Annotated in this window: 17 protein-coding genes; 6 read left to right on the top strand and 11 right to left on the bottom strand. The window is 71.1% G+C overall.

Annotated elements, in window-relative coordinates:
- Positions 1-97: 97 nt before the first annotated feature.
- Together OV427_RS47750 and OV427_RS47745 are read left to right on the top strand one after the other, a co-directional pair.
- The gene (locus OV427_RS47750) at positions 98-2,383 is read left to right on the top strand and encodes a TonB-dependent receptor (protein WP_267862931.1); all 2,286 of its coding nucleotides are present in this window, start codon (positions 98-100) and stop codon (positions 2,381-2,383) included.
- A gap of 26 nt (positions 2,384-2,409) precedes the next feature.
- A complete protein-coding gene (locus OV427_RS47745; RefSeq protein ID WP_267862930.1) occupies positions 2,410-3,090 on the top strand; it encodes a Fe2+-dependent dioxygenase in 681 nt (226 codons plus the stop codon).
- 21 nt (positions 3,091-3,111) lie between these two features.
- Here OV427_RS47745 and OV427_RS47740 read toward each other — a convergent pair whose 3' ends face one another.
- The 9 genes from OV427_RS47740 to OV427_RS47700 form a co-directional block, all read right to left on the bottom strand.
- Positions 3,112-4,839, bottom strand: a complete 1,728-nt coding sequence (locus OV427_RS47740) for a DEAD/DEAH box helicase (RefSeq protein WP_267862929.1) — start codon at positions 4,837-4,839, stop codon at positions 3,112-3,114.
- A gap of 160 nt (positions 4,840-4,999) precedes the next feature.
- Positions 5,000-5,833 (bottom strand): metallophosphoesterase, encoded by an 834-nt coding sequence (locus OV427_RS47735; protein WP_267862928.1) that lies wholly within the window; start codon positions 5,831-5,833, stop codon positions 5,000-5,002.
- A gap of 87 nt (positions 5,834-5,920) precedes the next feature.
- Positions 5,921-8,671, bottom strand: a complete 2,751-nt coding sequence (locus tag OV427_RS47730; protein ID WP_267862927.1) for a phospholipase D-like domain-containing protein — start codon at positions 8,669-8,671, stop codon at positions 5,921-5,923.
- 17 nt (positions 8,672-8,688) lie between these two features.
- Positions 8,689-9,699, bottom strand: a complete 1,011-nt coding sequence (locus OV427_RS47725; protein WP_267862926.1) for an MlaD family protein — start codon at positions 9,697-9,699, stop codon at positions 8,689-8,691.
- Positions 9,692-10,444: an ATP-binding cassette domain-containing protein gene (locus OV427_RS47720; protein ID WP_267862925.1), complete on the bottom strand. Its 753-nt coding sequence runs from the start codon at positions 10,442-10,444 to the stop codon at positions 9,692-9,694. Before OV427_RS47720 ends, OV427_RS47725 begins: the two co-directional genes overlap by 8 nt.
- Positions 10,445-10,452: 8 nt before the next feature.
- Positions 10,453-11,199, bottom strand: coding sequence for an MlaE family ABC transporter permease (locus OV427_RS47715; RefSeq protein WP_267862924.1), 747 nt, complete (start codon positions 11,197-11,199; stop codon positions 10,453-10,455).
- Entirely contained in the window at positions 11,196-11,969 is a 774-nt protein-coding gene (locus OV427_RS47710; RefSeq protein ID WP_267862923.1) for an MlaE family ABC transporter permease, read from the bottom strand. The genes OV427_RS47715 and OV427_RS47710 overlap by 4 nt, the downstream gene beginning before the upstream one ends.
- A gap of 181 nt (positions 11,970-12,150) precedes the next feature.
- Positions 12,151-12,849, bottom strand: a complete 699-nt coding sequence (locus OV427_RS47705) for an ABC transporter ATP-binding protein (protein ID WP_267862922.1) — start codon at positions 12,847-12,849, stop codon at positions 12,151-12,153.
- Between the two features lie 2 nt (positions 12,850-12,851).
- Positions 12,852-14,804 carry a putative metal-binding motif-containing protein gene (locus tag OV427_RS47700; RefSeq protein WP_267862921.1) on the bottom strand — a complete coding sequence of 651 codons (1,953 nt, stop codon included), beginning with the start codon at positions 14,802-14,804 and terminating at the stop codon, positions 12,852-12,854.
- 201 nt (positions 14,805-15,005) lie between these two features.
- On the opposite strand from OV427_RS47700, the gene OV427_RS47695 reads away from it, so the two are divergent.
- From OV427_RS47695 to OV427_RS47680, 4 genes are all read left to right on the top strand, one after another.
- Complete coding sequence (locus OV427_RS47695; RefSeq protein ID WP_267862920.1) at positions 15,006-16,457, top strand: TolC family protein; 1,452 nt, start codon at positions 15,006-15,008, stop codon at positions 16,455-16,457.
- A gap of 5 nt (positions 16,458-16,462) precedes the next feature.
- A complete protein-coding gene (locus tag OV427_RS47690; RefSeq protein ID WP_267862919.1) occupies positions 16,463-17,677 on the top strand; it encodes an efflux RND transporter periplasmic adaptor subunit in 1,215 nt (404 codons plus the stop codon).
- Complete coding sequence (locus tag OV427_RS47685; protein WP_267862918.1) at positions 17,674-20,796, top strand: efflux RND transporter permease subunit; 3,123 nt, start codon at positions 17,674-17,676, stop codon at positions 20,794-20,796. Before OV427_RS47690 ends, OV427_RS47685 begins: the two co-directional genes overlap by 4 nt.
- Positions 20,797-21,030: 234 nt before the next feature.
- On the top strand, positions 21,031-22,356 hold the full coding sequence (locus OV427_RS47680) for an amidohydrolase family protein (protein ID WP_267862917.1): 1,326 nt from the start codon (positions 21,031-21,033) through the stop codon (positions 22,354-22,356).
- Positions 22,357-22,609: 253 nt separating this feature from the next.
- Here OV427_RS47680 and OV427_RS47675 read toward each other — a convergent pair whose 3' ends face one another.
- Together OV427_RS47675 and OV427_RS47670 are read right to left on the bottom strand one after the other, a co-directional pair.
- Positions 22,610-24,004 carry a DUF4157 domain-containing protein gene (locus OV427_RS47675; RefSeq protein WP_267862916.1) on the bottom strand — a complete coding sequence of 465 codons (1,395 nt, stop codon included), beginning with the start codon at positions 24,002-24,004 and terminating at the stop codon, positions 22,610-22,612.
- 112 nt (positions 24,005-24,116) lie between these two features.
- Positions 24,117-25,205 (bottom strand): M35 family metallo-endopeptidase, encoded by a 1,089-nt coding sequence (locus tag OV427_RS47670; RefSeq protein WP_267862915.1) that lies wholly within the window; start codon positions 25,203-25,205, stop codon positions 24,117-24,119.
- Positions 25,206-25,267 lie beyond the last annotated feature (62 nt).

Below are 25,267 nucleotides of genomic sequence, written 5' to 3'. Positions count from 1 at the left end.
TGAACAGGCCTCCCCGGCCAGGAGCACGAGAGCAGCCATGTCCCCCAAGAACCCCCGCACCCCAGGCATTCGTTCGGCAGTCGGTCACTCCGGAGGCGTGCGCGCCGCGCTGCGTCCCTGGGGGCAGGCCGCGGTCGGCCTCGCGTCGGCGCTCGCCGCCAGCGGCGCCATGGCCCAGGAGCCCGCTGCCGCGCCCGTGACGCCGGCCAGCCCGCCTGCGGTGGTGGAGGGGACGGAGAAGAGCGGCGCCACCGAGGCCACTCCGGCCGCGCCCCAGTCCGGCACGGACACGGCCGCGCAGCCGTCGGAGCAGGGCACGGAGAACACCTTCGTGCTGCCCACGGTGAAGGTGGAGGGCGAGGCGGAGAAGGGCTACGTGGCCCCCGCCAGCAGCCTCACGCGCCTGCCGAAGCCGCTGGTCACCACGCCGCAGTCCGTCACCGTCGTCCCCGAGGCGGTGCTCGAGGAGCAGCAGGTGACGACGGTGCGCGAGGCGCTGCGCAACGTGTCCGGCATCACCATGAGCGCGGGCGAGGGCGGCCGCCAGGGTGACGCCTTCATCGTTCGCGGCTTCTCCGCGCAGAACGACATCTCCCGCGACGGGGCCCGCGACCTCGGCTGGTACTCGCGCGACACGTTCAACCTGGAGGGCGTGGAGGCCTACTTCGGCCCGTCCGCCGTCCTCTTCGGCCGCGGCTCCACCGGTGGCGCCGTCAACCTCGTCACCAAGAAGCCGAAGAAGGTCTCCTTCCAGGACGTCGCGCTGAGCGGCGGCACGGCGCCTTCCGGCCGCCTCGAGGTGGACCTCAACGAGGCCGTCAACGAGAAGTTCCAGATCCGCCTCAACGCCATGGGCGAGCTGGGCAGCGCCGCGGCCCGCAACGTCGTCACCGACAACCGCGCCGGTGTCGCGCCCTCGCTGCGCTACCAGTTGAGCGACGACACCGCCTTCGAGGCCGACTACCTCTTCCAGCGCGAGTCCGGCGTCCCCGACTACGGCCAGCCGTACTTCAACAGCTACCCCGTCTCCACGACGCTCGACGTGCCGCGTGAGTCGTTCTACGGCGTGGAGGGCTCGGACAAGACGCGCGTGGACGCGCACGTCGCCAGCGGCCGGCTGCTCCAGCGCTTCGGCGAGGCCGTGCTCTTCACCAACACGCTGCGCTACGGCCGGGTGGACCGCTTCTCGCGGCCCACGGCGCCGCGTGGCCTGACGCCCGTCACGGACCCCACCACCATCGGCCGTCAGCGCTTCGAGACGGAGACGGACAACAGCTACCTCGCCAACCTCGCGGACGTGCGCGGCAACTTCGAGACGGGCTTCCTGAAGCACACCACCAACGCCGGCCTCGAGCTGACGTGGGAGAAGCGCGGCCAGGGCCGCTTCAACCTGAACGCGGTGGGCCTGCCCACCGGCACCAACCTCCCCGCGGACCTGTTCGACCCGGATCCGCAGCCGGACCTGTCCTCCGTGGAGCGCGTCTTCTCCACCGCCAACACCAGCGTGCAGCGGACGATGGGCCTCTACGTCGCGGACCAGGTGGAGGTCGGCAAGTACGTGGAGGTGCTCGGCTCGCTCCGCTACGACGTGTTCAACACGGACTACGTCACCACGGCGGCCACGGGCGTGAAGACGCGGTTCCAGAACAGCGACCACCTGCTCAACTGGCGCGCGGGCGTCGTCCTGAAGCCCACCGAGAAGACGAGCGTGTACGGCATGTACGGCACGTCCGCCAACCCCTCCGCCGAGGTGGGCACGCTGTCGGTGGACACGGTGAGCCTGGACCCGGAGAAGAACATCATCGTCGAGGCGGGCGCCAAGGGCTCGTTCCTCGGCGACCGGCTGGGCCTGAGCGGCGCGGTGTTCCGCATCACGAAGACGGACGCGCGCGTGCCCAACACGGACCCGGACGGGCCGCCGCAGATCCTCGCCGGTGAGCAGCGCGTGCAGGGCTTCAACATGGGCGTGGCGGGTACGATTACGAGCGGCCTGAAGCTGCTGGCGAACTACACGCTGATGGACTCCGCCATCACCGAGCACACCAACGCGTTCCTCGTCGGCCAGCGGCTGCCGAACACGCCGCGCCACAGCATCTCGCTGTGGTCCACGTACCAGGTGCTGGAGAACCTGTCCGTGGGCGGCGGCGCCGTCTACCAGGACGTGACGAGCGTCAACAACCCGACCGCGGCCACGGCGGTGACGAACAAGGTGCCGAACTTCTGGCGCTTCGACGCGTTCGCCAACTACCAGTGGGGCAAGGCGCAGCTGCAGCTCAACCTGTACAACCTCACGGACGCGCTCTACTACGACCAGTACTACGCTGGTCAGGCCGTTCCCGCGGAGGGCGTCTCCGCGCTGCTGACCGCCCGCTACCGCTTCTAGCGGCCCCGTCCTCCGGAGTCCTCTCCATGATGGTCCACATCCCCAATGTCCTCGGCGCCGAGCAGGTGGCTCACTGCCGCGCCGTCATGGAGAGGGCTGCCTGGACGGATGGCCGCGTCACCGCCGGGCACCAGTCCGGACAGGTGAAGAAGAACCTGCAGCTCCCCGAGGGCGGGCCGGAGGCTCGCGAGCTGGGAGCGTTGGTGCTGGCGGGGCTGGAGCGCAGCGCGCTGTTCGTCTCGGCGGTGCTGCCGCAGCGCGTGTTCCCCCCGCTGTTCAACCGCTACGAGCCGGGGATGACCTTCGGCTCGCACGTGGACAACGCCATCCGCGGGCTGCCGGGCATGGGGGGACGCATCCGCACGGATGTGTCCGCCACCCTGTTCCTCTCCGAGCCGGACAGCTACGACGGCGGGGACCTGGTGGTGGAGGACACCTACGGCAACCACGCGGTGAAGCTGCCGGCGGGGGACCTCATCATCTACCCGGCGACGAGCCTGCACCACGTGACGCCGGTGACGCGCGGCGTGCGGCTGGCGTCGTTCTTCTGGGTGCAGAGCCTGGTGCGGGACGTGTCGAAGCGCGCGCTGCTCTTCGACATGGACACCGCGATTACGCAGCTCAACCAGGAGGTGCCCAAGAGCCCCGCCATGGTGATGCTGACGGGCGCGTACCACAACCTGCTGAGGCAGTGGGCGGAGCCGTAGGCACCGCCCGCCGTTCGTCGCTCAGCCCTTGTCCTTGCGGACGATGACCTTCTTGCCGCGGAGCGTGGTCTCCTTCAGCGCGGCGATGATGCGGTTGGCGTCCGGCTCCGGCACCTCCACCAGGGAGAAGCTGTCGCCAATCTGGATGGCGCCGATGCGCGACGAGTCGAGCCCCGCCTCACCGGCGATGGCGCCCACCAGGTCCGCCGGCCGCATGCCCGCGCGCCGCCCCGCGCCAATCCACAGCCGGGTGATGTCCCACGACGGCGGGCCGCCTCGGGACTTGGGGCCCCGGTCCGGACGTCCGCCGGGCCGGCCACCCGGCGCGCCGGGAGGGCCGAACTTGCCGCGCTCGGGCCGGTCCTTCGGCGGGGCGACGGTGGGGATTTCCTCCTCCTTGGCCTCGCGGCCTTCGTCCTGCGAGTCCTGGAGGAGCTTCAGTGCCGCGGCGGCGATGTCCATGGCGTCGAACTCGGAGGCCAGGTCCTCCACCACGCTGCGCAGCGGGTCCAGCTCTCCGGCCACCAGCGTCTCGCGCAGGGACGAGCGGAGCATCTCCTTCCGCTTCTCGCGCAGGTCCGCCACGGTGGGGACGGTGGACACCTCGATGCGCTGGCCGGTGACGCGCTCGATGTTGCGCAGCAGCCGGTGCTCGCGGGGCTCCACGAGGGTAATCGCCACGCCCTCGCGGCCGGCGCGGCCCGTGCGGCCGATGCGGTGCACGTAGGCCTCCGGGGCGTTGGGCACGTCGAAGTTCACCACGTGCGACAGCCGGGGGATGTCCAGGCCGCGCGCCGCGACGTCCGTGGCCACCAGCAGGTCCGTGCCCTGCGACTTGAGCTGCTTGATGACCCTGTCCCGCTGCTCCTGCGTCATGCCGCCATGCAGGGCGTGGGCGCGCCAGCCGCGGCCATTGAGGGACACGGTGAGGTCGTCCACCTCGGTGCGGGTGCGGCAGAAGATGATGGCCGCGGTGGGCGACTCCACGTCGAGCAGCCGGCCCAGCGTGGCGATCTTGAAGGCGCGCGGGACGACATAGGCCGTCTGACGGACGCGGGGCATCTCGCCCTGCTCCACCTTCTCGCGGGCAATCTTCACGCGCACGGGCTCGTGCAGGTGACGCTCGGCGATGGCGGCGATGCGCGGGGGGAGGGTGGCGGAGAACAGGGCGGTCTGCCGGTCCTCGGGCGTCCCGGAGAGGATGGCCTCCAGGTCATCGGCGAAGCCCATGTCGAGCATCTCGTCGGCCTCATCCAGCACGACGGTGCGCACGTCGTCGAGTTGGAGCGTTCCGCGGCGCAGGTGGTCCAGCGCGCGGCCCGGGGTGGCGACGACGACGTCCACGCCCCTCTTGAGCACGCGCAGCTGCTGGCCGATGACCTGCCCGCCGTAGAGGGGGAGCACGGTAACGCCGAGCTTCTGCCCGTAGCGGTGGATGGCCTCGGACACCTGCATGGCCAGCTCGCGCGTGGGGACGAGCACCAGCGCGGCGGTGGTGTTGGGGCGGCTCTTGCCCGCTGTCAGGTGCTGGAGGAGGGGCAGGGCAAAGGCGGCCGTCTTGCCGGTGCCCGTGGCGGCGATGCCGAGCAGGTCCTTGCCGGCGAGCAGCGGCGGGAGGGCGGCGGCCTGGATGGGCGTGGGCTCCTCGTAGCCGAGCGCGCTGAGCGCCTCGACCAACGCGGGCTTGAGGCCCAGGGAGTCGAAGGTGGGGTTGACGGGGGCTTCGGGGGGAGGAGGCGAGGCTTTCACGGCCGGGGCTTGTACCACCTGCACTCGCCGAATGGCCGCGAAGATTGTCGGCTCTGTCCCACACCTGAAAACAGCCCGTGCCGTGGGGCCATGGGCCAGGGCGGGGATGTCATGGAGTGCATGGCTTGAAAGTCTGGCGGGGCTGAGGCCCGCCGGGGGCTCAGTCCGTGATGCCCCAGGTCAGGAGCGAGCCGCCGCTGATGCCGAAGTAGCCGTAGGCATCCCGTCCCTGCTCCACGCTGGCCAGGCAGCGGACGGAGGTCTTCTTCCCGGAGGGGTGCTGGATTTCGGTGGCGTAGCTCCGGTGCAGGTGCCCGCAGAGCACCAGCTTCGGCTGCAGCGCGTCCACGAGCAGCCGCGCGTACTCGTTGCCCACGGTGTCGTGGCTGAAGCTGCGGCGCTGTCCCTGGAAGTCGGCGGCGTCCTTCGGGTCGACGATGCCGGAGGGCCAGTCATGGAGCAGGAGCACGTCCGCGTGGCCGAGCTCCAGGACCTGCTCGACGTCCCGCTCGTTGAAGTACGTGAAGTCCTTGTTGGAGGCGGAGCCCAGTGCGGAGAGGGGCGGGCGCGAGTCGCGGAAGGCTTCCTCGCTGTGGATGCCGGACAGGCCCACGACGCGCAGGCCGTGCAGGTCCATGACGCCGACACGGCCGAGGTAGTGACAGTGGCGGGTCAGCTCGAAGCCCTCGGGGTGGGTGTCGAGGTAGCCGTAGGGCTCGTGGTTGCCGCCGATGAAGTAGAGGGGCCAGGGGAAGCCTCGCCGGACCTTGTGGTAGGCGCCGAAGTCGCCGAGGTGCCGGTACTTCGCGGGCGCGGCCATGGTGGCGAGGTCCGCCTCGTCGCGGTGCGGCTCGAAGTCGCCGACCTGGAGGACGAAGTCGAACTGCCGGTGGAAGACCTCCGTCGCGTGCCGGAGGTCGTTCACCATGCGGTTCATGTGCCCGTGGACGTCCCCCACGGCGGCGAAGAAGACCTCGTTGATGTCAGCGGGCATGGCGGTTCCTGTTTTCCGCGCAGGGACGGGGCTGTGGAGGCGGGGCTGACCGGTGGGTGCTCTCAGGGCAGAGATGGGACGGGCGCCTCAGCCGACAAGCGAGGGCCAGTTGCGGCCGACCCATGCGCGTTGCTCGGCCTCGGTGCGCCACTGGGCGTCCTCGCGGTGGATCCTCCGTGAGCGGGCGAGCAACGGTGCCAGCGCCGTGAGCATGCGGTCCGCGAAGGGGGCGTCATGCACGACGAGCAGGGCCTCGCTCTCCCAGTAGGCCGCGGTGACGTCCAGGTTGGCGCTGCCCACGGCGACGGCCGTCGTGTCGCAGACCAGGAGCTTGGCGTGGACGTGGGGGAAGACCCGCTCCAGCGCGGGCTCCCACCCCGGGGCCGGGGGCATCGCGAACTCGTAGGCGATTCCGCCCGCGTCGATGACCGCATCCAGGCGACTGCGGACATAGCGGTCCGCGACCTCTCGCAAGGTGCCGCCCGGGAAGTGTTCCTGCTGGCCGTAGTGGGGGCGGACGCTGCCGAAGAGGACCTCGACGCGCACGCCGCGATGAAGCGCGGCGACGAGCGCGTTCTGCAACTCGAGGAGCAGCGGGAACGTGTTCACGAGGACCAGGCTCGACCGCGCATGCCGGATGAGTGCGAGCTGGGTGTCCAGCGTGTGCGTGTCCTTGAGCCCCTCATGTAGGACGAGCCGCGCCGACAGGGTGCCCGTGGAGGGCGTGTCGCGCACCGGATAGGAAGCTCCGCCCGCGCGTGTCCACTCCGCGAGGAACGCGCGTTCCAGATCGGAGACCAGCGGGCCCGAGAGCCGCGCACCGCAGTCCAGCCACGGAACCTCGCGGTAGTCCGAAGTCCTCCGGAGGGTGACCTCGTCAAAGCTCGTGTAATAGGGCGCGCCCATGTTGCGCCCCGTGATGAAGGCCTGCTCCGTGTCGATGAGAATGAGCTTCCGATGGTTGCGCTGCTTCAGCGCCTGGAGGTTCGGCAGCCCCGACAGCGGTGCGATGGCGCGGACCTCGACGTTGGGTGTTTCGGACAGGTGGACGAGCGCGGGGTTCATCGTGCCGAAGGAGTCATGCCCGCTGTAGAGCGCATCGGCGAGCAGTCGCACGCGCACGCCCCGCGCCGCCGCGCGCTTCAGTGCCTCCGCGAAGCGGGCCGTCACGGCGTCGTCCTCGACGATGTAGCACTGCCAGTGGACGGTGCTCCGGGCGCCTTCGATGGCGGCAATCACCGTCTCCCGCGCACTCGCGTTGTCGAGCTCGAAGTCGACAGTGTGGCCTCCGACGCAGCGGCCGCCTCCGGCGAGCGTCAGCTCACGGGAGAAGGTGTCTGGCTCGTCCGGTATCGGCAGGGGAGTTGGTGCGAGCCCATCCGGGAGGAGCATCAGCTCGCTTGGAGTCAGGGTGCGAAGGAAGGGGTGGACGGGCTTGTGCTCGTCACGGGTGACGACCGCGGAGATGGAGACACCCGCCATGGCGAGGCGTATGGCCACGCGAAGCAGCCGCTGGGCATCCACCTGGCGCGGGACATCGTCGGCGCGCGCGTCTTCGAGCCAGGCACTGGCATCGATGAGGATCGGTGCTCCGAGGCCGGGCATGAGCTTGTGGAGTCGCTCCCGATGCGCGTCGAGCGGCTCGCTGTCGCGCAATCGGATGAAGACGGGATGGCACGTGTCCGCGAGGCTCGTCAGGGTCTCCTGGAGCGCGGACGAGGTGACGTGGCTGTCGATGAGCAACAGCGGACGCTCGGGCGCGAGCACGTGACACGGTGCGAGCTGCCTCGCGGCCGAGTCGAAGGCGAAGGCGAGGGCCCGGCTGTGCCCTGCCTGGATGTGCGAGAACCAGGAGGCGGGCAGGGCGACCGCGCCGCCCTGGTGCTGGGCGCCTCCGAGGGGGGCGCCGCCCTCGAAGGCGGTCAGGACGCCGGGTGGAGGCACCGTGACATTCGACAGGAGCCCGACCTGTTCGACCGCGAAACGGGGCGCCTGTCCTGACAAGACCAGCGAGTCGGAGACGGCGTAGCGTTCCTCGAACAGTGGGGCGGCGGGGAGCGTGCGCGGCAGCAGCAGCGTGGGGACGTGCGCGTCCTGCAGCGCCCTGGCTCCAAAGACGCCAAGCAGGCGCGCGTACATGTCATCGACCGCATCCGTGGCGACGAGGAGCAGGTCCGCGCCCCACCGCCGCGAGGCCTCCTCGAAGGCCTCGGCCCGGTCCATGGGGCCACGCGTGAGGGACTCGATGCGCAGCGTCTCCGCGACGCCGAGCGCCCGGGAGAGGGTCTGGAGCTCACCGGCCTTCTCGGGTTCCTCGGGGGTGGTGAGGGCGATGAGTTCGGAGGGTGGGGCATGCTTCGCGAGGAAGGCCGCCACCGAGGCGAGCCCTCTGCCATCTGGCGCCGCCGCGATGGCCAGGCGCGAAGTGGGGGAGGGCGTTGCGGGACAATGAGCGCCGACGGAGAGCACGTGCAGCCGCTCACGGATGGCGAGCGCCAGGATGGCGCTCACGCGGGCCCGTGGTGACGTGGCGAGCAGTGGACCGACGACGATGAGCTCGGAGCCGTGCTGCCGGGCCGTGCGGGTGACGGCATCCGTCGACAGGTGGTCTTCGAGCTGATGGCCGACGCCAGTCTCGACGTGCCACTCCCGCACGCCTTCCCAGAGCCGGTCGAGCGAGGTGAGGCTGGGAGGCCGGGGCGCTTCGAGGTCCCTGCGCTCGGGCGACAGGCCGTACAGGTGCACGCTCTCCGGCGCGGGTGCAAGACGCCGTGCGGCGATCAGCACCTGTTCCGGATTCGCGCTGGCATCGAAGAGGATGAGCAGGCGTCGGAACATGGCGGAGCGGTGAGTCTTCAATCCTTCCAGAGAATCTTCCACGGATGCTTGCGCAGGTCCGTCACCAGCGTGCGCAGCTCGTTGTACAGCGTCGGGTCCTGGAGCACGGCACCGGCCGTGCCCTCTCCGCCCTCAATCTTCGCCAGCACCCGGTCCGCCCGCGCGGCAATGCCTTCCAGTTGTCCCGCCGCGTTCGTGAAGCGCTCCAGGGCCAACTTCACGCGCTGACCGTCCTCGGGGCCCAGGGCTCCCGTCACCGCCGCCAGTCCGTCCAGCGTCGTCCCCGCCGACTTCGTCAACCCGGGCAGCTCGCTGCGCATCACCGCCGCCGTGGCCGCCGCGTCATCCAGCAGCCGCGCCCCCTTGCCTCCGGGTTGGAACGACTCGCGCGCGAAGGCCGCCAACTGGCGCAGGTCCTTCGACGTCGCCGCCAGCTCCGAGGCGAGCACCTTCACGTCGCCCTCGTTCTCCGTCAGCATCCGGTCCAGCGTCTTCGTCAGCCGCGACACGTTCGCCGCCAGGTCCGTCACCGCCTCCGGGTCCTTCTCCAGCATCGCGGAGAGAATCTCCACGAAGCGCGAGAGTTGCTCCGCGAGCAGGTCCAGCCTCGGCGCATCCGTCCCCCGCACCGCCTGCCCCGCGCCCAGTGCCTTCTCCGCCGCCCCCGGATTCAGCTCCAGGTACGGCTCGCCCAGCAGGCCCACCGTGGCCACCGTCACCCGTGCATCCGTGCGCAGCGCCCCCAGGGCCTCCGGCGCCACCGCCAGCTCCATCTGCACCGGCATCGGCTTGCCCTGCGCATCCCTCCGCTCGGGCAGCAGGCGGATGGCCTGCACGCGCCCCACCTGCACGCCACCCAGCTTCACCGGCGCGCCCTCCACCACGTTGCCCGTGTGGCCGAAGTCCACCGCGAGCCCCGCATTCGAGCCCACGGACAGCTCGCCCATCAGCCACAGCAGCACGAACACGCCCACCACCGTCGCCAGCACCAGGGCGCCCACCTTCAGCTCCAACCGTCGCTCATCCATCCGTCGCGCCCTCCATGAATGGCGCCGTCAGCACCCGGAGCTCGGGCGCGGCGGACTCCAGGAACCCGTCCGGCGGGCCCAGGTATGCACAGCGTCCTCCCGCCACCACCAGCACCCGGTCCGCCAATCCCTTCAACTGCCGGTAGTCGTGCGTCACCACCAACCCACCCAGCCCCCGCGCCTTCAGCGATGCCAGCACCTCTTCCACCTGCGACGCCGCCCTCCGGTCCAGCCCCGTGGTGGGCTCGTCCAGCAGCAGGTAGCGTGGCTTCAGCACCAGGGCTCGCGCAATCGCCGCGCGCTTCTTTGCTCCAGGCCCCAGCTCCGGGGGCAGCCGGTCCGCCCACTCCTGCAAGCCCACCTGTGCCAGCGCTGCCTCCACCGCCTCGGCGGGAGCCTCGGGGTCCGCGAGCCGCACATTCTCCCGCAGCGTCCGCCAGTCCAGCAGCGCGGGGCCCTGCACCAGGTACGGGGCTTGCCGTCGCAGGCGCACCAGCTCGCGCTCGGGCTGCGTGTCCACCCGCTCCCCCCATAGCTCCACCTGTCCCGCGTCCGGCCGCAGCAGCCCCACCGCCATCCTGCACAGCACGCTCTTCCCGGAGCCACTCGCCCCCGCGATGAACGTCAGCTCCCGCGTGGACACCTCCGCCGTCAGCCCTTGCAGCACCTGCCGCCCCGTTTCGAACGTGACGCGCACCTCCGTGAAGCGCAGCGTGTCGTCGGCGGGGGAGGGGCTCTTGCTCACACTCGGGCTCACAGGCGCAGCAACTGGAAGGCGAGGGACACGGCGAAGTCGATCAACAGGCACCCCAGGCTCGCCGCCACCACGCCGGAGGTGGTGGCCTCGCCCACCGCCTCGGCGCCGCCCTTCGCATTCAGGCCCGCCACCGCCGCAGCCAGGGGAATGTACAGCCCGCAGCCTCCCGCCTTCAGCCCCGCCGCGAGCAAATCCCACCCGTCCACGTAGCGCGGGTCCATGAAGGCCCGCCCATCCACTCCGAAGGCGAGGCTCGCCACCGTCGCCGCGGACAGCGTCGCCGCCACCGTCCCCAGCGCGCTCAGCATCGGAACTCCGAGCACCCCGGCAATCACCCTCGGCGCCACCAGGTCCGCGTACGGGTCTCCCGCGGACATCTCCAGCGCCTCCACCTGCTCGTTGACGCTCATGGTGGAGAGCTCCGCCGCGTGGCTGGCTCCCGCTCGCGAGGCCGTCAGCATCGCGGACATCACCGGGCCCAGCTCGCGGATGAGCAATTCGAAGTACGCGGGCCCGAGCACCGCCACGTTGCCCACGAAGCGCGTGGCCTGGCTGTTCGCAATCGTCACCAGCACCGCGCCGAAGAAGGCCATGCCGGACATGACGAGCCACACGCTGCGCCCTCCCAGCTCGTGCAACTGTGCCAGCGACTCGCGCCAGGGCACTCCGTCCCGCAGCGAGGCCCGCACGGTGCGCGCCAGCATCACCGCGGGCGCTCCGAAGAAGGACAGCACCGCGCTCATTTCATCCACCCCGCGAGCAGCGAGGTGAGCAGGAAGTCGAGCACGAAGATGGCCGCGCAGCCTCGCACCACCGCGCTCGCCGCCGCCTGGCCCACGGCCCTGGCGCCGCCTCGCGCGGACAGGCCCACCGCCGTGGACACCAGCGAGATGGCGAGGCCGTAGCTTCCCGTCTTCAACACGCCTCCGAGGATGTCGAGCGGACTCAGCATGTCCGCGAACGTCCCGTAGAACACGCGCAGCGGCAGCCCCAGCGTGAGGAGCGCCGCCACCGACTCGAAGAGGATGGCCACCAGGAACGTGAAGGTGCTCAGCGCGAGCATGCTCAGCTCCATCGCCACCACCCTCGGCGCCACGAGGATGGCGAACGGGTCCAGGCCGATTCCGCGCAGCCCCTCAATCTGCCCACCCACCTGCATGGTGGCCAATTCCGCCGCGTTCCTCGCGCCGATGCGCGCCGACATGATGAGCCCCAGCAGCAGCGGGCCGAACTCCCACAGCACGCCGTACCCCGCCGCCCAACCGAGGAACGCCCGCGCTCCGAAGCGCTGGATGTAGAGGCCGGATTGCAGCACCACGATGACGCCCGCCAGCGCCGCCGTGGCCAGCGCCAGGGGCAGCGAGTCGAAACCGAATTGCACCAGCGCCCGCGACAGCTCGCGCCGCTCCAGCCTCGGCAGCCCCAGCACCGTGCGCCCCGCCACGAGCCCCAGGGCTCCCGCGCCGCGCACCGCGTCCAGGCCGGTGCGCCCCAGCCAGAGCAGTGGCTTCATGCGAGCACCCTCGCGCTCCACTCCACCCCCCGGGCCGGAGCCTTCGCGGAATGAACGTTCCTTCCCACCCCCTCCCGGGCCGGAACCTCCGCGGAATGAACGTTCCTTCCACGGCTGCCGGCCACCGGGGGGCGCCTCACTTCGTGCAGGCCGCACCCGCGCCCCGACCCAGCTGGCGGTTTCATGCCAGTACCTCGTCCGGTGCGTGCTCCAGCTCCGGCGCGGGTGGCCCGTCATGGACCAGCTTCCCGCCGCGCAGATACAGCCAGCGGGGCAGGGGCAGGTCCACCGGGGCCTCCGGGGCCGCGACGAGCAGCGTGCCGCCCTGGGACACTTCCAGCAGCACCCGTGCCACCTGCCGCGCCGTGCCCGGGTCCAGCCCCGCGAACGGGTCATCCGCCAGCAACACCGAAGGCCGCGCCGCCAGCGCCCGCGCCAGCCCCGCGCGCTTCTTCATGCCTCCCGACAGCCGCTCGGGCAGCGTGTCCGCCGCCTCCGCCAGGCCCACCGCGCGCAGCACCTCGTCTGCCCGCGCGCGGGCCTCTGCCTCCGGTACACGGCGGCGGGTGAGGGGCAGCAGCACGTTGTCGCGCACGGTGAGCGAGTCGAACAGCGCATCCGTCTGGAACACCATCCCGAACGCCGCCTGCCGCGTCCGGCGCTCGGCGGAGGACAGGCGCGCCGCCTCCTGCCCGTCCCACAGCACGCGTCCGTCCGCCGGAGTCACCAGCCCCGCCAGCGCCTTCAGCAGCGTCGTCTTCCCCGCGCCCGAGCGCCCCAGCACCAGCGCCTGTGTCCCGGGCGGCAGGGCGCAGTCCACCGCTGCCAGCACCGTGCGCGCTCCGTACCGCACCGTGAGGCCGTCCGCGCGCAGGTCCATGTTCAGGGTTGCCAGCGCACCAGGGTGCCGCTGTTGCCCACGCCCCAGATGTCACCCGGGCCGGTGGCCTCCAGTGCATTCAGCGTGTTGGGCGGCACGTTGACGGTGGTCCAGTTCGCGCCGTCGAAGAACTGGATGTCCCTGGCGGCAGACGTCACCGCGTAGACGGCGGTGCGTCCGAACGCCACCATCCCACGCAGGTCCACCGGGTTTCCGGACACCGTGAGCACGGGCTTCTTCGTCCACGTCGTGCCCGTGCGCTCCAGGAGCAAACCCTTGTCACCCGCCAGATACGCGAGCCCGGGCGTCAGCACCCGCACCGCGCGCAGGAACCCCGTGGTGCCCGTGTTGCCGAGGTCCTCCTTCGTCCACGTGCTCCCGCTCGCGGGAGCACGCCACGCGACGGGACGCTCCGTTCCGCTGACGTCCTCCATGCCCACCGCGAGCAGCGTCCCCGGGCCCAGCCCGTGAATCGCGCGCAGGTTGGCGGTCACCTGGGTGACGAGCGTGGGTGCGGCCTGGCTCGAAGCGCCCTCGACGTACTCCCAGCGGATGACGCGGCCCTGGCTGTCCACCGCGAAGACCTGCACGTTGGTGCCCTGCTCGAAACCCACCATGCCGTTGATGCTGCTGCCCGCGACGCCATCCACCTGCGCGCAGGTGTCCAGCGCTCCCGGCGACACCGTGGCCAGCTTCCCCGCGCTCGAGCCGACGAACACGCGCCCGGTGCTCGCGACCCAGGCCGCCTTCCAGTCACCGTCGCAACTGCCCACGGCTGTGAAGGTGTCGCCGTTGACGTGCAGCACCCGGTCCCCATCGCCCGCCAGCCAGCCCCGGTCGCCACCGTATGGAGCCACCGCGTTCCACCTCGCACCGCCGGCCCCGACGCCCGTGTCCGCGGCCCACGGCGTCCCGCTGCACCCGGTGAGGTCCTCATCCGTCGAGCCATCACAGTCGTTGTCCAGCCGGTCACACACCTCGGTGCCGGTGCTGGACGCGCGGCTCGTGCCGTCGTCACAGTCGGTGCGCGTGGTGCTGGCCCCCGGCGCGGGGGACGAACACCGGGCGGCCGTCTCCGTGCCCGCGCTGCCATCCAGGTCGTCGTCCAGGTACCAGGTCACCGGCTGCTCGGCGCTGACGCACGCCGCGCTCGACACGCTCTGACAGGCATTCTGGCCCTGGCAGCCCAGGGCCGTGGTGCACGCTGCGCCCACCGCGAAGGCATCGTCGTCCCTGTTGCCGTCGCAGTCCTCGTCCACGCCGTCGCAGCGGGACTCCTGCTGGCCGGGGTGGATGGTGCCGTCACCGTCATTGCAGTCGCCACCGCGCGTGGCCGTGTTGGCGGGCTGGACGCACGAGGGAATGGCCAGGGCGTCCCGGTTCCCGTAGCCGTCTCCGTCGAGGTCCGCGTAGTACTCCTGGGCCTCGGGCGCGTCGCGCTCGCCATTCGCGCAGTTGTTGTCGATTCCGTCACACAGCTCGGTCGCCTGCGGGTGGATGTCCTCATCCGAGTCGTCACAGTCCGTGCCGGGATGCGTGCCCTTGTCGGAGACATAGCTGTCGTTGTCCAGGTCCTCGGCGCGCAAATCCAACCGCGCGTCGGCGATGCCCACCTCCGGCACCTGGGCCTCCACGGACTGTTCCGCCACCAGCGCCCCGTTGCAGGAGCGCTCGTGCGCGGTGGCCGTCAGGCGCAGGTTCCGGCTCCAGCCGGCACGGCCGAGGATGGCCACCGTCCGCGTGTCGCTGCGGACGCCCTGCACCACCTGCACCTCCGTCGACTCGGTGCGGGACGCGTCCGCCAGGTCCACCACCGTCAGCGTGAGGCACCTGGGCTGGAAGGTTGCATAGGCCAGGGATACCCGCAGGGCCCCCGCGGCCGGAGGCGCCTCCTCCTTCTTGCAGCCCGACATGGAAACCGCCACCAGCAGTACACCCAGAAGGAATAAACGCATCGTTGGTGCATTCCCGGGCGCGCCGAGGCGCCCACCGTTTTGACGCAGTGAGGTCAGAAACTCCGGAGACCCTGAACAGACCCAATAGACCGCCGTACTGGCCACCGTCCAGACGCGCGAATGGCCATGGTTCCCCTCCGTAACCTTCGTTATATGGCGCGCCGAATCGCATCCCCCGGCTCGAATCCCCTCCGCCCGCCCATGTCCAACGTCCGTTCCGTCCTCGCCACGCCCCTCTGCGCCTGGCTCGCGCTTGCCGCGCCCCAGGCCCTGGCCCAGGACGCGGGCACTCCCGGCTCGGCTTCTGACGCCCCCGCTGCTTCGGGGCAGGCCCCCGCGCCGGGTGCAGAATCCGCAGCGCCCGGTGCGGATTCCGCACCCCCCCGCGCGGAATCGGCACCTCCCGGAGCGGAGGCGGCGTCGCTGACGCTGGAGCGCGCGGTCTCCCTGGCCGCGGAGCGCAACGAGTCCGCGCTGGCGGCCCAGCAGCGCGCCGAGGCGTCCCAGGCGCGCGTGGCCCGGGCCCGCGCCTTCTTCTTCCCGGAGCTGACGGCGACGGGCACCTACACGCGGCGCTCCAACCAGTCGACGCGCGAGGTGGGCGGTCAGGAGGTCATCCTCCAGCGCTACAACGCCCTGGGCGCCAGCTTCGTCGCGCGCGTGACGCTCTTCGACGCACGCGGGTTCCCCCTGTACCGGGCCGCGCGGCTGGAGGGAGAGGCCTCCGGACTGGACTCGGTGGAGGCCCGCCGCCAGGTGTCCTTCGAGGCAGCCAATGCCTTCCTCGTCTCCCTGGCCGACCAGCACGTCTTCCAGGCCGCCGAGCAGCGCCTCGCCTTCGCGCGCCAGTCGCTCGAGGACGCGAAGGCTCGCGCGGGGGCGGGCCTCGCCAGCACCAACGACGTGACGCGCGCGGAGCTGGAGGTGGCCAGCGCGGAGGTGCAGCGCACCAGCGCGCGCAACACCGCGCAGACGAGCCGCCTGGAGCTGGGCTACCTGCTCGTGGAGCCCGTGGAGGGCGGCCTGGCTCCGCCGGACGCGCTGCTGACGGACGCGGCGCGGCCGCTGGCCTCCCATGAAGGGGTAGTGCAGGGGGCGGCGGACCGGCGCCCGGACATCCTCTCCGCGCGGCTGCGGGTGGAGTCGCTGGAGGCCAACGCGCTGGAGCCGCTGGCCCGGCTGCTGCCGGCGCTCGGCGCGTCGTACACCTACCGGCTCACCAATGAGTCCGGCCTCACCGGGCGCACCGGTGACGGCTTCTTCACTGTGGACCTCACCTGGAACCTCTTCGACGGTGGCGAGCGCTATGCAGAGCGTCGTGAGCGGGTGGCGCTGGCGAAGGCCGCGAAGCTGGAGGAGCAGGCGAGCACGCGCCGCGTGGACGTGGACATCCAGCGGGCGAGGGTGGGGTTGGAGAACGCGCAGGCCGCGCTCTCACAGAGCGACCTGGCGGTGCGCGCGGCGAGGCAGAACGCCGAGGAGCAGGGGATTCTGTACCGCCAGGGCCTGTCCACGGCGCTGACGGTGGCGGACGCGGCCGTCAGCCTGTTCGAGACGGAAGTGGCCCAGGCGCGCAGCCGCTATGCGTTGGGCGTGGCATTGCTGGGACTCAGGGCGGCTGTGGGACTCGATCCGCTGGGGAAGGAACCGTGAAGGTGATGCGACGCGCAGGAACGCTGACGTTGGCCGTGGCCGTGCTGGCCCTGGGTGCCGGATGCAAGAAGGACGCGGAGGCCCCCAAGGGTGGACCGGGCACGGCGGCTGCGGCCCCGGGCGGGCGCGGCGGTGGCCGCGGGCCCATCCAGTTCCCCGTCGAGGTCGCCAGGGTCGAGGCACGCGACGTGGAGTACGTGGTGAACGCGGTGGGCTCCGTGGAGGCCTTCGAGCGCGTGCAGATCACCGCGCGCGTACCGGGCGCAGTGGAGCGGGTGCTCTTCTCGGAGGGGCAGACGGTGAAGAAGGGCGACGCGCTCGCGGAGATTGAACCCGCGCGCTACGCCATCGCCGTGCGCTCCGCGGAGGCCGCACTGGCCAAGGCGAAGGCGTCGCTCGAGGAGGCGAAGGCGGGCGCCGAGCGCCGTGCCGCCGTCAACGAGGCGAAGCCGGGCCTGCTGCCCGCCGAACAGCTGGAGACGTACCAGACGCGCGCGCGCACCGCGGAGGCGGAGGTGGCCTCGGCGAAGGCGATGCTGGACCAGGCGCAGCTCAACCAGCGTGACGCCTACGTGCGCGCCCCCATGGACGGAGTGCTGCAGACGCGCACGGTGCAGACGGGCCAGTACGTGCAGCCGGGCCTCGTCATGGCCACGCTGGTGCGCCGCGAGCCGCTGCTGTTGCGCTTCACGGTGCCGGAGGCGGACGTGGCGCGAATCACCCCCGGCATGGCGGCGCGCTTCACCATCCGCAACGGCGGCGGCAAGTTCACCGCGAAGATTACGCACGTGGCCGAGGCCGCGGACGACGCCAGCCGCATGGTGCCGGTGACGGGCGAGGTGTCCGGCGAGGACGCGAAGGCGCTGCGCCCGGGGACGTTCGCCACGGTGACGGTGCCGGTGGAGACGCGGGGCGGCAGCCCGGTGGTGCCGCAGACGGCGGTGCGCCCCAGCGAGCGCGGGTTCCTCGCCTTCGTGGTGGAGGGCGACAAGGCCCGCGAGCGCGTGCTGGACCTGGGCATGCGCACGGCGGACGGTCTGGTGGAAGTGCTCGGCGGCGTGAAGGCCGGCGAGACGCTGGTGGTGCGCGGCGCCGAGGCGCTGCGTGACGGGGTGGCAGTGCGCGTGGCGCAGGGACCCAGGCCCACGCTCGGCGGCGAGCCGGGCCCGAAGCCCGAAGCCAGCAATGAAGGCGCCAACGGCGGAGGTGCTCGCAGATGAGCCTCACGGAAGCCTGCATCAAGAAGCCCGTCTTCGCCTGGATGATCATGGCGGCCACCATCGTCTTCGGACTGGTGGCGGCCCAGCGCATCGGCATCAGCCAGTTCCCGGACGTGGACTTCCCCACCATCAACATCTCCGTCAACTGGGAGGGCGCCAACCCCGAAGCCGTGGAGAGCGACCTCATCGAGCCGATTGAAGAGGCCGTGACGCAGGTGGAGGGCGTCAAGAGCATCACCTCCAACGCGCGCCAGGGCGGTGCCAGCATCACCGTGGAGCTGGACCTGTCGCGCAACGTGGACCTCGCGCTGCAGGACGTGCAGGCGAAGGTGAGCCAGGCGCAGCGCTCGCTGCCGCGCGAAATCGACCCGCCCGTCATCTCCAAGACGAACCCGGAGGACCAGCCCATCATGTGGGCGGGCGTGTCCGGGCCCTTCTCCCAGCAGGCGGTGAGTGACTTCGCCCGCTACCGGGTGAAGGAGCGCCTGCAGACGGTGCCGGGCGTGGGCGAGGTGCAACTGGGCGGCTCGCTGGAGCGCAACGTGCGCATCTGGGTGGACGCGCAGAAGCTGGACGCGCGCGGGCTCACCGTCACGGACGTCATCGCCGCGCTCCAGCGCGAGCACGTGGAATTGCCCGCGGGCCGCATCGAGACGGAGGGCCGCGAGGTCAACGTGCGCGTCATGGGCGAGGCGTTGGACCTGGACACGCTGCGCGGCCTGGTGGTGCGCGAGGCCGAAGGCAAGCCGGTGTACCTGAGCGACGTGGCGCTCATCGAGGACGGCTTCGAGGACGTCCGCCGGATGACGCGCGTCAACGGCCAGCCAGCCCAGGGACTGGGCATCCGCAAGCAGCGCGGCGCCAACGCTGTCGCCGTGGCCCAGGCGGTGCGCGAGGAGCTGACGAAGATCCAGAAGGACGCCCCCGAAGGCATGGACGTCGGCATCCGCTTCGACTCGACGAAGTTCATCGAGGAGAGCGTCCACGAAATCGAGTTCGAGCTGATGCTGGCCTGCATCCTCACCGCCTTCGTGTGCTGGGTGTTCCTGGGCTCGCTGTCCAGTACGTTGAACGTGGTGCTCGCCATTCCCATGTCGTTGCTGGGAACGGTGGCCGTCATCTACTTCCTGGGCTTCACGCTCAACACCTTCACACTGCTGGGATTGGCGCTGGCGGTGGGCATCGTGGTGGACGACGCCATCATGGTGCTGGAGAACATCTTCCGGCACGCGGAGGAGGGGAAGGACCGGGTGCGCGCCGCGCGCGAGGGCACCGCGGAGATCACCTTCGCCGCGCTGGCGGCGACGCTGGCGGTGGTGGCCATCTTCCTGCCCGTCATCTTCATGAAGGGCATCATCGGCAAGTTCTTCCTCCAGTTCGGCGTCACGCTGTGCGTGGCGGTGCTGCTGTCCTACGTGGAGGCCATTACCCTGGCGCCGGCGCGCTGCGCGCAGCTGCTCAAGACGTCGCGCGAGGGCCGCAGCAAGGTGGGCCTGGTCGTGGACCGGGCCTTCTCGCGGCTGGAGCGCGCGTACGAGCGGGCGCTGGGCTGGGGCCTGAAGCGCCCCTGGTGGGTGCTGGGCGTGGCGGCGGCGCTGCTGGCCGCGAGCGTGTTCGCCTTCCGCGCGCTGCCGGGGGAGTTCGTCCCCTCGCAGGACCAGAGCCGGTTGATGGTGCGCCTGCAGACGGCGGTGGGCAGCAGCCTGGAGGAGACGAACCGGATCTTCCAGAAGGCGGAGGCCTTCGCCAGCACGCGGCCGGAGGTGCAGAGCGTCTTCGCGACGGTCGGCGGAGGCGGCGGTGCCTCGAGCGTCAACGCGGGCATGCTGATGCTCACGCTGACGCCGCCGGACCAGCGCATGCCGCAGGCGGAGCTCCAGCAGATCTTCCGCAAGGAGCTCAACAGCATCCCCGGCCTGCGCGCGGTGGTGCAGGACATGTCGCAGTCGGGCTTCACCGCGCAGCGCGGCTTCCCCGTGGAGTTCAGCGTGCGCGGCTCGGACTGGGATGCGCTGGTGACGGCCAGCCAGGAGGTGCGCGAGAAGCTCCAGGCCAGCGGCAAGGTCGTGGACGTGGACACCGACTACCAGCTCGGCATGCCGGAGCTGCGGATTACGCCAGACCGGGCGCGCGCGGCGGACCTGGGCGTGCCGATTGAGTCGGTGGCCTCGTCCATCAACGCGCTGGTGGGCGGCCTGCGGGTGGGCAAGTACAGCACGGGCGGCCGGCGTATCGACGTGCGGCTGCGCCTGCTGGCCGGGCAGCGCTCGCGGCCCGAGGACCTGTCGCTGCTCAAGGTGCGCACCGCCAGCGGCGCGCTGGTGCCGCTGTCCTCGCTGGTGTCGCAGGAGGAGCGCCCGGCGCTGCAGGCCATTACGCGGAGAGACCGCGAGCGCGCCATCAGCGTCTTCGCCAACGTGGCGCCCGGCTCCAACCAGGAGGAGGCCCTGGCCACGGTGGAGGGGCTCTCCAAGGACCTGCCGGGCGGGGTGCGCCTGGTGCCCGGCGGCGCCAGCCTGGCCTTCCGCGACTCGATGAGCAGCCTGTTCTTCGCGCTCTTCCTCGGGATTGGCGTGGCGTACATGGTGCTGGGGGCGCAGTTCAACTCGTTCCTGCACCCCGTCACGGTGCTCACCATTCTTCCGCTGTCGGTGGCGGGCGCGGCCTTCGCACTGCTGGCCACGGGCTCCACGCTGAACATCTTCAGCATGATTGGCCTGCTGCTGCTGATGGGCATCGTGAAGAAGAACTCCATCATCCTGGTGGACTACGCGCTGCAGGAGCGCGAGCGCGGGGCGGATGCGTTCCACGCCATGCTGCGCGCGGGCCCGGTGCGGCTGCGGCCCATCCTGATGACGTCCACCGCGACGATGATGGCGGCGGTGCCGGCGGCGCTGGCGCTGGGCGCGGGCTCGGAGACGCGCGCGCCCATGTCCATCGCCGTGCTCGGCGGCCTGTCCGTGTCCACCGTGCTCAGCCTGCTGGTGGTGCCCGCCTTCTACGTCATCGCGGACCGGATGAAGACGCGGGTGGGGGCGAGGCTGGGGAAGAAGCCGGACGCCGAGTCGGGCCCGCACCCGCCGCGCACCGACGAGCCTCGGCCGGCCACGCACGGCTGAGAGGCGGAACGGAACTTCCGTTCCACGCACGCCGCCAGCGCCCCCGTGAGTCCAACCGGGTGGGGCTGGCGGCGTTGCGCGTTTCAGGAGGTCACGAGCCCCAGGCCCTCGACAACGTTGTAGCGGATGTCACCCGTTTGCACGTACATGGGGCTGAGGCCCACGACCGGAGAGTGTGTCGTGTGCTGAACGCGCGCTACGCTCCGCCGCGTTCCTGATTCCCTCGGAGGCTTCGTGAAGCGGCTTGCCCCTGTGTTGTCCCTGCTCACCCTCGTCCTGGGCGCTGTCGCCATGGCCCAGTCCGCCGCGTCCACCGAGGCGCCCCGCCGCGTGGCCGTGCGCGCCGCGCGCATGCTCGACGTGAAGAGCGGGAAGTACGTGGCCCAGCCGGTCATCCTCATCGAGGGCGACCGCATCGTGAAGGTGGGCCCCGGGCTGCAAGTCCCAGAGGGCACCGAGGTGGTGGACCTGGGGGCGGCCACGGTGCTGCCCGGGCTCATCGACTGCCACACGCACCTGATGGCGCGCGAGTCGGAGGTGCCGAACGGCTACGAGCTGGCGCTGCTCACCAAGTCCCAGGCCACCCGGGCGCTGGAGGGCGCGGCGAATGCGCGGGCCACGCTGCGCGCCGGCTTCACCACCGTGCGCGACGTGGAGAACGAGGGCAGTGGCTTCGCCGACGTGGCCCTGCGCGACGCCATCCGCCAGGGACTGGTGGAGGGGCCGCGCATGCTGGTGGCCACGAAGGGCATCGCGGCGGTGGGGGCGTACCACCCGTTCGGCACGTCGCCCGACGTGAAGGACCTGCCGACGGGGGCGCAGTTCGTCAGCGGGGTGGAGGAGGCCCGTCGCGCCGCGCGCGAGCAGCTGGGCCAGGGCGCGGACCTATTGAAAATCTATGCGGACTGGGCCACGCCCACGCTCACCATCGACGAGCTGCGAGTCATCATCGACGAGGCGCACAGGGCGAAGCGCAAGGTGGCCGTCCACGCGATGACGCCCGAGGGCATCCGCAACGCGCTCACGGCGGGCGCGGACTCCATCGAACATGGCCACAACGCGGACCGCGCGGCCCTGGAGCTCATCCGCCAGAAGGGGGCCTTCCTGGTGCCCACGGTCGGCATCCTCGAGGCCCTGGTGGAGCGCGCCCCGGACGCGGCCATGCGCAGCCACTTCGAGACACGCCTGGCGTCAGCCCGGAAGACGGTGGCGCTCGCGCATCAGCTCGGCGTGAAGCTCGCCAGCGGCTTCGACGCGGCCACGGCCTGGCAGCAGGGGCGCAACGCCACGGAGCTGGTGGCCCTCAACCGGGCAGGCCTGCCGCCGCTGGAGGCGCTGCGCTCGGCCACCTCGCGGGCGGCGGAGTTGCTGAGCCTCCAGGAGCACGTCGGCACGCTGGAGGCGGGGCGCTATGGAGACCTCATCGCCGTCACCGGGGACCCGCTGGCGGACGTCACCGAGCTCCAGCGCGTCCGGTTCGTCATGAAGGGTGGGGTGGTGGTCCGTGACGAGCTGACCCGAGAGGCGCCGAAGGGCCCCTCGGTTCCGCCCTCGAAGTAGGGGACTCAGCTCCCTCAACCGCTCCCGTTGGGTGCGCACGCGCTGTTCCAGCACCACCTCGCCGCTCTGTTCGGGGGCGCGCACTTCTTCTACAGGAGCCTCACCGCCCCATTGGTTCCGAGATGGCTGCCGCCGTCGCAGGAATTCTGGGGCTATGCGACCGGGGTCGCCCACATCGCCGCAGGCGTGGCGATCGCGACGAGCGTGCAGGCCCGGCTGGCGGCGGTTCTGCTGACGGTGATGTACGCCGCCTTCACCCCGCTGGTGCTCGCACCCCTGCTGCTGGCCGATCCGTCGAACCTCGGGCGCTGGACGGCGGCGCCCGTGGGCATCGCGCCCTCTGCGAACTCGGCTTCCGAGTGGAAGCAGGTGGGGTCGTACGCGGCGGCCTCGAGGTTGTTCCCGTCGAAGCCCCGACGCCGCATGCACTCGTCCCATCGCGCCCGGACGGACATGCCGCTGGCCCGGACCTCCGGGAGGTACTTCTCGTAGGCCTTGTGGATGTCGGCCGCGACGTACAGCGCCTCCACCCCCTCTGGTCTGCCCAGGATCGCGTCCACTCTTCGACCAGCTGCCGCTCTCCCTCCAGGAAGAGGCCGGCGGCGAGGCCGTGCTTCCAGACCTCGTCGGCGGGAACGGCGTGCTCCTTGATCTCCATGGCGCCGCGCAGGATCGACTGCTCGTGGATCTTGAACACCTCCCGCCCGATCGCCTTCTCGGCCTTGTACCAGGCCGCCGAGAAGCGGAGCGAGAACGGCCTTTCCTTGATCTGCAGAGCGCGCTCGAGGCGTGTCAGCTCGGACCGGAGATGGTCGGCGCGGGGGTCCTGGGCGTGCGCGCCGAGCCATTGTCGAAGGAGCTGGACCTCGAGCTCGAGGTCGGAGGTCTCGAAGCCGGCAGGGTCCAGATCCCTATGCAGGGACTGCGGCTCGGGCGCGGCCAGGGGCAGCTGCGGCTCGCGGCGAAGCCATGACGGGGCGCCGCGCTCCTGCTGCGCGACATGGGCGAGCTCATGGGCCAGCAGGCGCCGCCCGGGCCCGGTCGAGGGCGCGTACTGGCCGGAGCCGAAGACGATGTCCGATCCGACGGCGTAGGCCCGCGCCTGCACGGCTTGCGCCGACGCCGCGGCCTCCGCGTCGGCATGAACGCGGACCTGCGCGAAGTCGCGCCCGAACCGCGGCTCGAAATAGGCCCGGGTCGCCGCATCCAGCGACTGGCCCGGCGAGCGCAGGACCTGGTGGACGACGGAAGGGGCCTCCGCGGGCGTCGGTGCCGCGGCGTCTGCTTCCTTCCTGTGGAGGCGCTCGTCCTCCTCGCAGGCCGCGCATTTGCGGCTGAGGGTCACCGGTGCGGGCGTGACCGCAACTTCGGCGGCCGGCGCGCCCATCACCTGATCGGCGATGCGGTCGGCCTCGAGTTCGAGCGGGTCGTCCGTGCGCCCGACGGCGAGCTTGCGCTGGAGGCGTCCTGGCACAGACCGGCCGGCGCGGGCCCCAGCAGCCGGCTCCAGCGGCGTGCCGGGACTGGCGAGACCCTGGCCCACGCTGGCAGGCGTGGCCATCGGCCCCTCTCTGGAGAGCATTGCGTGGCGCGCGCCGCGGGTTTCCCCGCCGAGGACGTGTGATACGAACGCGCGCATACCGAACATCGACCGGTTCCTCGACTCTGTGCGCAAGCAGTGGTCCAGGCACCTGCCGCGCGCCTCCCTCACGGAGACCGCGTTCCGATTCGACCCGTGAGCGCGCCGGTCCCGCGCGGCGCTACTGCGAGAGGTCTTCCGCGAAGTACTCGTGGCTGTCCGCGTTGTCGATGGCCTTGGTGGGGTTGGACGTCGCCAAGGACTTGCAGGCGGCTTGCCCGGTGGCCCAATCATCGGTCCCCGCGACGACGATGAAGTGGCTCATCTCGTGGACGAGCAACCCGCCCTTGGAGTCCGTGCCATACGTCGGCGCGGCCCAGAAGAGGCCACACACGAAGATGCGATACGGGTCGCTCGGGTAGACGTAGGTATAGGAATCCGCATCGGTGCAGCTGCAATCGATGACCACCGACTGGGTCTCGAAGGCGCCCGAGATGGCCTGGAAGTGGCGCTTCACGGTCGCGACCCGAGAGCTGGTGGGGGTCCCGAACCAGTTCGTGTAACGCGAGGGAGGGATGAAGGCCGTGAAGTACTGGAGGCCATCCGCCGCCATGACGCGCGCTGCGGAGAACGCCGCATTGAGCGTGGCGGTCGGATGCGTCGGCTCCACGCAGTGGCTGGTGGTGAGCGCCTGCGAGGAGATGGTGCCAGGGGCTTCGCGCCAGGGTGGCACGAAGGGACGGCCCGCGATGTCCACCTCCAGGTCGTCCGAGCGAAGGGCCGCGATGTCCGCGGGATCCACCGCAGGAGCCTGGTAGCGCAGGCGGTAGCGCCCCGTGCGGGACAGGTCATAGACCGCGCCGATGTCCACGACGTGCGACACCTGCTCGCCCGGCTCCAAGCGCAGGGAGTCCGTCTCCCGAGGCGGCGCCCAGTGGTAGCGCCGTCCCTGATACGGCACGCTCGCGCCGTCCACCGTCACGGAGAGCAGGTCCTCGCGAAGCCCCTCGATGACGGTGTGCCGCTTCAACACGCGGAGCGGCGAACTGGACACGTTGGTGAGCGTCACCGTCACCCACACCGACTCGCTGCTCGCCAGCGCGGCGTGTGGCACCGACAAGGCCACCGCCACATCGCCCGCGACCGCGTCTCGCGCGACCTCGGATGTGCTGGCGGGCTGAGACTCCGGCGCACCACAGGCGCCCAGAAGCAACAGGCCCAGAGCAGCGCCCAGCCAGCGACTCTCACAACCTCTTCTGACGAGGCTCATCGCGGAGACTCCATGGGATGACGAGGGAGGCCAAACCCTATCCATCCCAGGAAAACCCGTCC

This window comes from Pyxidicoccus sp. MSG2 (assembly GCF_026626705.1).
In the GTDB taxonomy this organism is placed as follows: Bacteria; Myxococcota; Myxococcia; order Myxococcales; family Myxococcaceae; genus Myxococcus.
Note: the sequence above shows the minus strand (reverse complement) of the source record. Positions and strands in the feature narration are given on the sequence as shown.